9 protein-coding genes are annotated in these 10737 nt (G+C 71.8%); 2 read left to right on the plus strand and 7 right to left on the minus strand.

The features are described from left to right. Window positions 1-184 precede the first annotated feature (184 nt). From AWZ10_RS11200 to AWZ10_RS11210, 3 genes are all read right to left on the minus strand, one after another. Entirely contained in the window at window positions 185-991 is an 807-nt protein-coding gene (locus AWZ10_RS11200; protein WP_060890987.1) for a class I SAM-dependent methyltransferase, read from the minus strand. Between the two features lie 203 nt (window positions 992-1194). Further along, a complete protein-coding gene (locus AWZ10_RS11205) occupies window positions 1195-1755 on the minus strand; it encodes a hypothetical protein (RefSeq protein WP_046709469.1) in 561 nt (186 codons plus the stop codon). Between the two features lie 397 nt (window positions 1756-2152). Next, window positions 2153-2506 (minus strand): SH3 domain-containing protein, encoded by a 354-nt coding sequence (locus AWZ10_RS11210; protein ID WP_060890988.1) that lies wholly within the window; start codon window positions 2504-2506, stop codon window positions 2153-2155. A gap of 196 nt (window positions 2507-2702) precedes the next feature. Between AWZ10_RS11210 and AWZ10_RS11215 the strand changes: the two genes are divergently transcribed. Then, window positions 2703-4970: a serine/threonine-protein kinase gene (locus AWZ10_RS11215; RefSeq protein WP_060890989.1), complete on the plus strand. Its 2268-nt coding sequence runs from the start codon at window positions 2703-2705 to the stop codon at window positions 4968-4970. 106 nt (window positions 4971-5076) lie between these two features. Here AWZ10_RS11215 and ilvD read toward each other — a convergent pair whose 3' ends face one another. The 4 genes from ilvD to AWZ10_RS11235 all read right to left on the minus strand — a co-directional run bounded on the left by ilvD (window position 5077) and on the right by AWZ10_RS11235 (window position 9704). Next, entirely contained in the window at window positions 5077-6930 is a 1854-nt protein-coding gene (ilvD, locus tag AWZ10_RS11220; RefSeq protein ID WP_046707870.1) for a dihydroxy-acid dehydratase, read from the minus strand. Window positions 6931-7094: 164 nt separating this feature from the next. Next, a complete protein-coding gene (locus tag AWZ10_RS11225) occupies window positions 7095-7733 on the minus strand; it encodes a TetR/AcrR family transcriptional regulator (protein WP_046707871.1) in 639 nt (212 codons plus the stop codon). After that, a complete protein-coding gene (locus AWZ10_RS11230) occupies window positions 7730-8551 on the minus strand; it encodes a sugar phosphate isomerase/epimerase family protein (protein WP_046707872.1) in 822 nt (273 codons plus the stop codon). The genes AWZ10_RS11225 and AWZ10_RS11230 overlap by 4 nt, the downstream gene beginning before the upstream one ends. Window positions 8552-8771: 220 nt before the next feature. Next, a complete protein-coding gene (locus tag AWZ10_RS11235; protein ID WP_046707873.1) occupies window positions 8772-9704 on the minus strand; it encodes a Ppx/GppA family phosphatase in 933 nt (310 codons plus the stop codon). A 71-nt stretch (window positions 9705-9775) separates the two neighbouring features. Here AWZ10_RS11235 and AWZ10_RS11240 point away from each other — a divergent pair, with 71 nt between their 5' ends. Beyond that, window positions 9776-10657, plus strand: a complete 882-nt coding sequence (locus AWZ10_RS11240; RefSeq protein WP_046707874.1) for a DUF3109 family protein — start codon at window positions 9776-9778, stop codon at window positions 10655-10657. Window positions 10658-10737 lie beyond the last annotated feature (80 nt).

Below are 10737 nucleotides of genomic sequence, written 5' to 3' on the forward strand. Positions count from 1 at the left end.
CTTCCGTTGCGAGGGCGATGATCGGCGGGGGGGGTGCCACGCGATGTCGCCCGGGTGGCGCCTGGCGGCCCCCGGTGTGTGTCCTCGTGATCGCCGTCGGGTTCGTCCCCTGGTTGGAGACCGCGCAGGGGTGCGATCGCGGGGGATGGGAGTCGGGAGGGGGATGGGAGTCGGGAGGGACGGTTCAGGGGCGGATGGCCAGTAGGAGGTCCACGTCGTAGGTCTCTTCGATGGATTCGGTGGGGAAGAGCTTGCGGAGGTGGGCTCGTTCCTCGGTGAGGAACGCGGTGGTGGCCTCCTCTCCGAGGACCAGGAACCCCGAGTGGCTGGCGATGTTGGCCAGGTGGGTGTCCAGGGAGACCCTGCGGCTCCAGCGGATCTGGCGGCGGGTGAAGTCGAGGCGGCCGGCGGTGTCGGCGAGGGCCGCTGTGTCCGTGAGGGCGGCGGATGCGCCGGAGCCGCTCTTCTCGATCGGGGTGTCGGGGTCCACGCCGAGGAAGTGGTGGATGCGGATGGTGGCGTCGGCGATCCAGGGGACGTCGACGGCGTGGGTGTTCCACCAGAGGGCGAGCGCGCCGCCGGGGCGGAGTACGCGGAGGGCCTCGGGGACCGAGCGGGTGGGGTCGGTCCAGTGCCAGGACTGGGCGTACGTCAGGAAGTCGGTGGAGGCGGTGGCGACGGGGAGGGCGTCGCCGTCCCCGCGGACGAGGGGGATGTGGGGATGGGTGCGGCGGAACTGGGCGGCCATGCCGGCGCCGGGTTCCACGGCGAGGACGTGGGCGCCGCGGGTGTGGAGGAGCCCGGTGGAGATGCCGGTGCCGGCGCCTACGTCGACGGTGCGTGAACCGGGGAGGGGGCGGGATGCCAAGGCTTCGATGGCGTTGAAGAGGGTGGGTGGATAGGAGGGGCGGTTCGCCGCGTACTGGGCTGCGGCGGTGTTGAAGGAGTGGGCTCGGGCGGTGTGGGAGGGATGGGAGCGGGAGGCGGCCATGGGGAACATCGTGGCTTGGTGGGACGGCGTTGGGGAGGGGTTGGTCGCCCCCTCCGCCCCTGCCCGTCCCGTCCCCGGGGGCTGCGCCCCTTCGACCCCGCGCGGCAAGAGTTCGGGGGAAGCGGTGTGGTGGCGGGTGCGGGTGGTTCGTGGTTGCTCGCGCGGTTCCCCGTGCCCCTGTCGGGCGCGGCGTCCCCGGTCGGCTAGGGCCGACGTCGCTTTGCTGGGTTCTTCGTGCGCTTGGCTGTGCGGCGGTCGTACTGCCCGCGGGCCGTGGTGTATTCCTCGCGGTTGCGGGACTCGCCCGGGGCCTCCTTCAGGGAGCGGAGGAAGTAGGCGGTCAGGGAGCCGAGGAAGCCGATGGTGAGGAGGCCTCGCAGGGAGGACTGGCGGGCCGGGTCGGGGCGCTTGGTGAAGGCCCCCCAGGTGTGACCGAAGGCCAGCGCGCTGCAGGTGGCGAACATGACGACGACCAGGATGCTGACGAAACCGCCGACGGCGGCCAGTTGCAGGCCCTCGTAGGCCAGGCGCAGCACCAGGCAGGAAACGGCCAGGGCGGCGAGCGAGCCGGCGGTGACGGTCACACGGCGAGCCGTGTAGTTGCCGTCATGGTTCAGCCAGGTCGTCCCGAAGAAGCGGATGGGTTCGGGGCGAGGGCCCTTGGGGGTCTTCTGGGAAGCCTGGGACGCTTGGAGCTCCTGCGTGTCTTGCGGCTCCTGTTCCTGCTCCAGCTCCGCCTCGTTGTTCCTCGATGTGTCGTTCATGTCGCTCACGGGTCGATTATGGCCGCGAGGTGGGAGCGGCGTCCGGCGGCCTGGTGGTGGGTATCGGACGGCGCCAGGCGGGGCCGGCGGCTTCACGGCGGTACGGGGCGGCTTCGCGGTGATCCCTGAGGCGGCGTCGGGCCGCCGCACCGCGACACCACGCGCCCTCGGCCCCGTGCCGGGGAGCCCCACCCAAGGATCCCCGGCGGCTTCGCCGCAGTACCCGCGCGGGTACTGCGGCGATCTCCGTGCCGTCGCGACATGCCGCCGCGCCGTATCGCCGCGCCGCGTCGCCGTCAGAGGCGCTCCACGTCGCTGTCAGCGCCGTACCGTCTCGCCGTCAGCACGTCAGTCACGCCGCGTCACGTCGCAGCGCCTCGCCTCGCCTCGCCTCGGGTCAGCCGCAGCGTCCGGCCACGTAGCCGTCGCTGCCGGTGTAGACGTAGGCGTCGGAGATGTACTGGCCGTCGTCGATGTTGTCCCAGACGTTGGTGGTGCCGTAGGGGCCGTTGATGGTCTGGCCCGGGGTCTGGCAGAAGATCGGCACCCTGGCGCCCTCGGCGAGGACGCGCACGATGCCGTAGCTGGTGCTCGGGCCGCTGCGGACATTGACACGGACGCCCGGAGCGACCGAGTAGTAGCGAACGGCTGCCGTCACCGTCGCCGCGGTGGCCGAAGCCGCGGCCGACGCCGTGGCCATCCCCTCCCCCTCGCCATTCCCCGCGATCTCTTCGACATGGTCGACAGACATGGCTGAACTCCCCCCGTTTGAAACCCCGTTTAGTCCCCATGCGAGCCATGGGGACCCTTTGATACCCCTGAATCAGGACACACACACCTGTCCGTTTTTCGCACCTGGAGGCTAGCAAGCCGCCTCTGTCCCGTACGCGTCATCGACTAGGCTCCGAGCGTCGCGCGAGCGGCCGAAACAGCACGGGGGTGGACCCATGGCACCGCAGCGGGGAGCCGGGTCGGGAGCGGAAGCGGAACTTCCCGAGTACTCCGGTCAGTACCGTCTGGAGTCGTGTCTGGGTTCCGGTGGCATGGGCGTCGTCCATCTGGCCACCTCGACCTCCGGGCTGCGGCTCGCGGTGAAGGTGGTGCACGCCGAGTTTGCGAAGGACCCCGAGTTCAGAGGGCGTTTCAGGCAGGAGGTCGCTGCCGCCCGACAGGTGAGCGGCGCCTTCACCGCGCCGGTCGTGGATGCCGACACCGACAGCGCCCGGCCCTGGATGGCCACCCTCTTCATCCCCGGCCCGACTCTCGCCGAGCACGTCAAGCGGAACGGGCCCATGCCGCCGGGGCAGTTGCGGCGGCTCATGGCCGGGCTCGCGGAGGCCCTGCGCGACATCCATCGCGCCGGTGTCGTGCACCGGGATCTCAAGCCCAGCAACGTACTCCTCGCCGAGGACGGACCCAAGGTCATCGACTTCGGTATCTCCCGGCCGAAGGACAGTGAACTGCGCACCGAGACCGGGAAGTTGATCGGCACGCCGCCGTTCATGGCCCCCGAGCAGTTCCGGCGGCCCAGGGAGGTCGGGCCCGCCGCCGACATCTTCGCCCTCGGCTCGGTGACCGTGCACGCGGCCACCGGGCGCGGGCCCTTCGACTCCGACAGCCCCTACGTCGTCGCCTACCAGGTCGTCCACGACGAGCCGGACCTCACCGACGTACCCGAGAACCTCGCGCCGCTCGTCCGCGCCTGCCTCGCCAAGGAGCCCGAGGACCGGCCCACGGCTGACGGGCTGATGCACGAGCTCCGGTCCGTGGCCGCCTCGTACGACACCCAGACCTTCGTGACGACCCGGCGGGAGCGAGAGGGAGCGGGTTGGGCGTCTTCGCCGGGTCAGGCCGCCGACAAGGACACCCGTGAGGGCACGGGCAGGGACACATGGGCGGGCAAGGACACGGGGGCGGGCTCGGCCCCCGGCACGGGCGCCGATACCGGCGGCAGCCGTGACGGGTCCGACGGGCGGGACCACTCCGGGCGTGGGGGCCGGGCCGGTGGCCGGCAGCGCAGGCGAGCCTTGCTGGTCGCCGCCTCGTTGGTGCTCGTCGTGGGTGGGGGGTTCGCCTCGGTGCGGGCGCTGGAGGGTGACGGGGGGCGGTCAGACGGTGATACGGCCCGGCCGCGGGCCAGTGGTGCCGCGGCAGCCGCGCCCGCCCTGGAAGCCTGGGCCACCAGACCGGCGGCGAAGGAGAAGAGCGCGCCGCAGTGCTCGTACGGGGCGGGGAAGCTGCTGTGCGTGCAGCCGGGGCTGGTCTCCGCGCTGGATCCGGCGGACGGCGGCGTGCTGTGGCGGCACACCGTCGACGGGGCGGGTGCGGTGGGCACGGGTGACCCGCCCGTCGAGTCGGGTGGGCTGGTGCAGGTGCTGACGGACCGGGGCCGCCGGGTCCAGGCGCTCGACCCCGGCACCGGCAAGGTGCGGTGGGAGCGGGACATCTCCTCGTACGGCGGCAAGCGGTACGTGGGCGGCACGCTGCTGCTGACCGCCGCCGACGGGACGGTCACCGGCGTGGACGGCGCCACCGGCGACACGTTGTGGAGCGGGCGGATCCCGGGGCAGCCGGAAGCGTACTTCACGTCGTTCGACGGGGACCGGTCGGCGTACGTGGCGAGCGTCACCGGTGAGGGGGCGGGGGCGCGGACACGGATCACCGCGGTGGACCCGGACACGGGGGACGTGCGGTGGGACACCCGGCTGGAGGGTCGCCTGGAACCTGTGGGGGCCCAGGACGGCGTCCTCTTCCTCACCGCGATCGGCGGCGCCTTCTCCGACACGGTCGACGTGGTCCGGTACGACCCCGGCACCGGGGCGACGGTCCGGTTCGCGCTGCCCGTGCGGCTCGAACAGGCCCGCGCGGTCGTGCGGGATGACGTCGTGTACCTGCTGAGCGGCGCGGGGGGTTCGCTCGTGGCCGTCGACATGAAGGCCCGCAAGCAGCTGTGGCGGACCGAGACGGGGGTCGCGCGGGGTTCGGCACCGGTCGCCGACGACCGGCATGTGTACTTCACCTCGTCCGACGGACGACTGCTGGCGGTGGATCTGCTCAAGGGCCGGATCAGCGGGGACACGCCGTCGCGGCTCGGGGACTCCGACCGGGTCACCGGGTCGCTGCCCGAGCCCGTGATCATCGACGGCCGCGTCTGCGCGGGCGCGCTCGACGGGACCGTGGTCGGGCTGGACGGGAGCGACCCGGCCAGCTGGTGACGCGGCCCGGCACGGCTGGACGACGCACCACCGCGGCACCGCACGGCTTCACCGCTTCACGGCTGATGGCCGCCCCCCTACGGGAGCGGCCCTCGACGCTCGGTGCTCAGCCCAGCTTGCTGATGTCGCGCACCGCGCCCTTGTCGGCGCTGGTGGCCATCGCGGCGTAGGCGCGCAGGGCGGCCGACACCTTCCGCTCCCGGTTCTTCGGGGCGTGGACGCCGTTGAGGGCCTGCTCGCGGCGGGCCAGCTCGGCGTCGTCGACCAGCAGCTCGATCGAACGGCCCGGGATGTCGATGCGGATGCGGTCGCCGTCCTCGACGAGGGCGATCGTGCCACCGGCGGCCGCCTCGGGCGAGGCGTGGCCGATGGAGAGGCCGGAGGTGCCGCCGGAGAAGCGGCCGTCGGTGATCAGCGCGCAGGTCTTGCCCAGGCCACGGCCCTTCAGGTACGAGGTCGGGTAGAGCATCTCCTGCATGCCGGGGCCGCCCTTGGGTCCCTCGTAGCGGATGACGACGACGTCGCCGTCCGTGATCTCCTTCATGAGGATCTTCTGGACGGCCTCCTCCTGCGACTCGCAGACGACCGCCGGTCCCTCGAACGTCCAGATCGACTCGTCGACGCCGGCCGTCTTCACGACGCAGCCGTCGACGGCGAGGTTGCCCTTGAGGACTGCCAGGCCGCCGTCCTTCGAGTACGCGTGCTCGGCGCTGCGGATGCAGCCGCCGGCGGCGTCCACGTCCAGGGCCTCCCAGCGCTCGGACTGGGAGAAGGCCTCGGCGGAACGGACACAGCCGGGTGCCGCGTGCCACAGTTCCAGGGCCTCCGGCGACGGGGAGCCGCCACGCACGTCCCAGGTCTTCAGCCAGTCGGCGAGGGACGAGCTGTGAACCGAGTTCACGTCCTCGTTGAGCAGGCCCGCGCGGTGCAGTTCACCGAGGAGGGCGGGGATGCCGCCGGCCCGGTGCACGTCCTCCATGTAGTACGTGCGGTCCTTGGCGACGTTCGGCGCGACCTTCGCCAGACACGGCACCCGGCGCGAGACCTCGTTGATGTCGTCCAGGTCGAACGGGACGCCCGCCTCCTGGGCGGCGGCCAGCAGGTGCAGGATCGTGTTGGTCGAGCCGCCCATCGCGATGTCGAGGGCCATGGCGTTCTGGAAGGCCGCGAAGGTGGCGACGTTGCGGGGCAGGACCGTCTCGTCGTCCTGCTCGTAGTAGCGGCGGGTGATGTCCATCACCGTGCGGCCCGCGTTCTCGTACAGCGCCCGGCGGGCCGTGTGCGTGGCCAGGACCGAGCCATTGCCCGGGAGGGCGAGTCCGATGGCCTCCGCGAGGCAGTTCATCGAGTTGGCCGTGAACATGCCGGAACAGGAACCACACGTCGGACAGGCGTTCTCCTCGATACGGAGGATGTCCTCGTCCGAGATCTTGTCGTTGACCGCGTCGGAGATCGCGTCGACCAGGTCGAGCGTACGGACCGTGCCGTCGACGAGCGTGGCCCGGCCGGACTCCATGGGGCCGCCGGAGACGAAGACGGTCGGGATGTTGAGCCGCAGGGCCGCGTTCAGCATGCCGGGGGTGATCTTGTCGCAGTTGGAGATGCAGATCAGGGCGTCGGCGCAGTGGGCCTCGACCATGTACTCCACGCTGTCCGCGATCAGGTCGCGGGAGGGAAGGCTGTACAGCATGCCGCCGTGGCCCATCGCGATGCCGTCGTCGACGGCGATCGTGTTGAACTCGCGCGGGATGCCGCCGGCCTCGCGGATCGCCTCGCTGACGATGCGGCCCACCGGCTGGAGGTGGGTGTGGCCCGGCACGAACTCGGTGAAGCTGTTGGCGACCGCGATGATCGGCTTGCGGCCGATGTCCGCGCCCGGTACACCGGAGGCGCGCATAAGGGCGCGGGCGCCCGCCATGTTGCGGCCGTGGGTGACTGTGCGGGACCTCAGCTGGGGCATCGCGCTCGCTCCTTCAGAGACTGCGATCAGAGACTTCTGACTGAGTCGAGCGTACGCCCGTTGCTCCAAGGGTTGGACAGCTTGTCCGTAATGCGGGATGGCCGTCTCGGTTTTCGGCTGCGGCTCCGGCGGGGGCCGGCCGGCCCCCGCGGTGGAGCGCACGTCTATACAGCCCCGCGCCCCTGAAGACCGGGTCCGGTGAGGTGGGCCTGCACCACGGGCGCCACCCTCCCGATGATCTGCTCGGGGTCGGCCGAAGCCAGCGGCTCGACCTTGATCACGTACCGGAGCATCGCGATGCCCACCAGCTGGGCGGCGGCCAGCTCGGCGCGCAGTTCCGCGTCCGGGACGTCCAGGCGGCCGGCGATGCGACGCAGGACCTGGGTGGCGACGATGCGGCGGAAGACGGCGGCGGCGGCCTCGTTGTTCACGGCGGAGCGGACGATCGCGAGCAGGGGCGTACGGGTCGCCGGGTTCTCCCAGACGCTGAAGAAGAACCTGGCGAGCCGCTCGCCGACACCGTCGAGGGGGCCTTCCTCGACCATCCGGGGCGCGTCCATCGCCGGGGCGAAGGAGAGCGTGATGGCCGCCTCGAACACCTGGTCCTTGGTGCCGAAGTAGTGGTGCACCAGCGCCGAGTCCACCCCGGCGGCCTTGGCGATGCCGCGCATGGACGTCTTGTCGTAGCCGCGCTCGGAGAACTCCTCGCGGGCCGCGGCGAGGATGCGGTCGCGGGCGGCGGGGGTGTCGGCCGACTCCGTACGGGAGGGCCGGCCCCGGCGGCGGGGGGTGGCCGAGGTCACGGCCGGGGGACCCGCACGGCGGAGGCGAGGTGCAGCCGGGTGAAGGCGAGGGCCTCCGCAAGGTCGGCCTCGCGCTCGGCGGCGGACATGGCGCGGCGGGTGTTGACCTCGATCACGACATGGCCGTCGAAACCGCTCAGGGCGAGACGTTCCAGCAGTTCGGCGCAGGGCTGGCTGCCGCGGCCCGGCACGAGGTGCTCGTCCTTGGCCGACCCCTTGCCGTCCGCCATGTGCACATGGCCGAGACGGTCGCCCATGCGGTCGACCATCTCCAGGGCGTCGGTGCGGGAGGTCGCGGAGTGGCTGAGGTCGATCGTGAAGTGCCGGTAGTCGTCCTTCGTGACGTCCCAGTCGGGGGCGTACGCGAGCATCTCGCGGTCGCGGTAGCGCCAGGGGTACATGTTCTCGACGGCGAACCGCACGTCCGTCTCGCCCGCCATGCGCCAGATCCCGGTGACGAAGTCGCGCGCGTACTGGCGCTGCCAGCGGAACGGGGGGTGCACCACGACCGTGCTGGCGCCGAGCTTCTCGGCGGCCGCCTGGGCGCGCTGGAGCTTGACCCACGGGTCGGTGGACCACACCCGCTGGGTGATCAGCAGGCAGGGGGCGTGTACGGCGAGGATCGGGATCTGGTGGTAGTCCGAGAGGCGGCGCAGGGCCTCCAGGTCCTGGCTGACCGGGTCGGTCCAGACCATGACCTCCACGCCGTCGTAGCCCAGACGCGCGGCGATCTCGAAGGCCGTGGCCGTCGACTCCGGGTACACGGAGGCCGTGGACAGGGCGACCTTCGCATCCGGGATCCGCACGACGTCTGCCACGCGGGACAGCCTAACGGGGCGGGTTTGGTCGTGTGGGCCTGGGTCTGGTTGTCGGCCGGGCGTGGGGGCCCTCGCCCGTGCGCCGTCGGGGGTACTCAGGAGAACGGCTGCGGGTCCGGTGAAGGCTGGTCGCGCAGTTACCCGCGCCCCTGAAAAGCAGGGGCTGAACCCCCTGCTTTTCAGGCCCGCGGCGGGACGGCCAACGCGCCCACCCCGCCGCCTACGCCGTACCCATGTGATCGAGCCGCCGCAGGATCACGCCCTCCCTCAGCGCCCACGGGCAGATCTCCAGCGTCTCCACCTGGAAGAGGTCCATCGCGGCCTCCGCCACCAGCGCGCCCGCGAGGATCTGATTGGCGCGACCCTCGGAGACCCCGGGGAGGGCCGCGCGTTGGGCGGTGGTCATGCCGGCGAGCTTGGGCACCCAGGACTCCAGGGCCTCGCGCTTGAGGTCGCGCTGGACGTAGAGCCCGTCGGTGGAGCGGGCGGCGCCGCCGATGCGGGCGAGCTGCTTGAAGGTCTTGGAGGTGGCGACGACGTGGTCGGGGGCGCCGAAGCGGCTGAACTCGCCGACCGTACGGGCGATCTGGGCCCGGACATGGCGACGCAGGGCGCGGATGTCGTCGGGGGTGGCCGGGTCGCTGGGGAGCCAGCCGGCGGTGAGGCGACCGGCGCCGAGGGGCAGGGAGGCGGCGGCGTCGGGCTCCTCGTCTATGCCGTAGGCGATCTCCAGGGAGCCGCCGCCGATGTCGAGGACGAGGAGCTTGCCGGCCGACCAGCCGAACCAGCGGCGGACGGCCAGGAAGGTCAGCCGGGCCTCCTCGGCGCCGGTGAGGACCTGCAGCTCGACGCCGGTCTCGTCCTGGACCCGGGCAAGGACGTCGTCGGCGTTGCTGGCCTCGCGCACCGCGGAGGTGGCGAACGGGAGCAGCTCCTCGACGCCCTTGTCCTCGGCGGCCTGGAGCGCCTCGTGGACGACGGCTATGAGTTTGTCGACCCCTTCGGGATCTATGGCTCCGGCCTCGTCGAGGAGTTGGGCAAGGCGTAGCTCCACCTTGTGCGAGTGGGCGGGCAGGGGGCGCGCGCCCGGGTGTGCGTCCACCACCAGTAGATGCACCGTGTTCGATCCCACGTCGAGGACACCGAGTCTCATGGGCGGAACGCTACTGCCAGCCGAGCCGTGCACCGTCCTCGATCCGGTCTCCGGCGCCGTACCCTGGACGGGTGCCAAAGACGAAAAAGGCAAAGGCTGACAAGTCGGCAGCGGGAGCGGCCGCGGGCGGCGGCTCTTCGCGGGCGAAGGCGGCGGTCAGGCCACCGAAGTCGACGAAGGGCTCGGCGGAGTCCACCGCGCCGGACGAGAAGGGGCTCGATTTCGCGCGCGCGTGGGTGGAGTTCCCTGATCCGGCGGACGACGAGCAGGTCTTCCGCTGTGATCTGACATGGCTGACCTCCCGCTGGAACTGCATCTTCGGCAGCGGCTGCCAGGGCATCCAGGCGGGTCGCGCGGCCGACGGGTGCTGCACCCTCGGTGCCCACTTCTCGGACGAGGACGACGAGAAGCGCGTCGCCGGACATGTGGCGAGGCTCACTCCGGAGATCTGGCAGTTCCACGACGTGGGCACCAAGACCGGCTGGGTCTCCAAGGACGAGGACGGCGACCGCCAGACCCGCCCGTACAAGGGGTCGTGCATCTTCCAGAACCGGCCGGGTTTCGCCGGGGGCGCGGGCTGCTCGCTGCACATCCTGGCGCTCCAGGAGGGCCGCGAACCGCTGGAGACCAAGCCGGACGTCTGCTGGCAACTGCCGGTCCGACGCACGTACGACTGGATCGACCGGCCCGACGACACGCGGGTGCTCCAGGTGTCGATCGGCGAGTACGACCGCCGCGGCTGGGGTCCGGGCGGGCACGACCTGCACTGGTGGTGCACGTCGGCGACCTCGGCGCACGGCGCGGGCGACCCGGTGTACGTCTCGTACCGGCCGGAGTTGATCGAGCTGATGGGCAAGGCGGGGTACGACCGCCTGGTCGAGCTGTGCGAGCAGCGCCTGGCGTCCCGGCTGCCGCTGGTGGCTCCGCATCCGGCGGACCCGGTCGGGCCGTAGGCGAACCGAGGTCTTCGCCTCCTCGCCGTGGCTACGCGGCCGGCGGGGGGCCGCCTCCGCCGTCGCTCGGCGGCGGGGTC

The sequence above is a fragment of the Streptomyces europaeiscabiei genome (assembly GCF_001550375.1).
Taxonomy (GTDB): Bacteria; Actinomycetota; Actinomycetes; order Streptomycetales; family Streptomycetaceae; genus Streptomyces; species Streptomyces europaeiscabiei.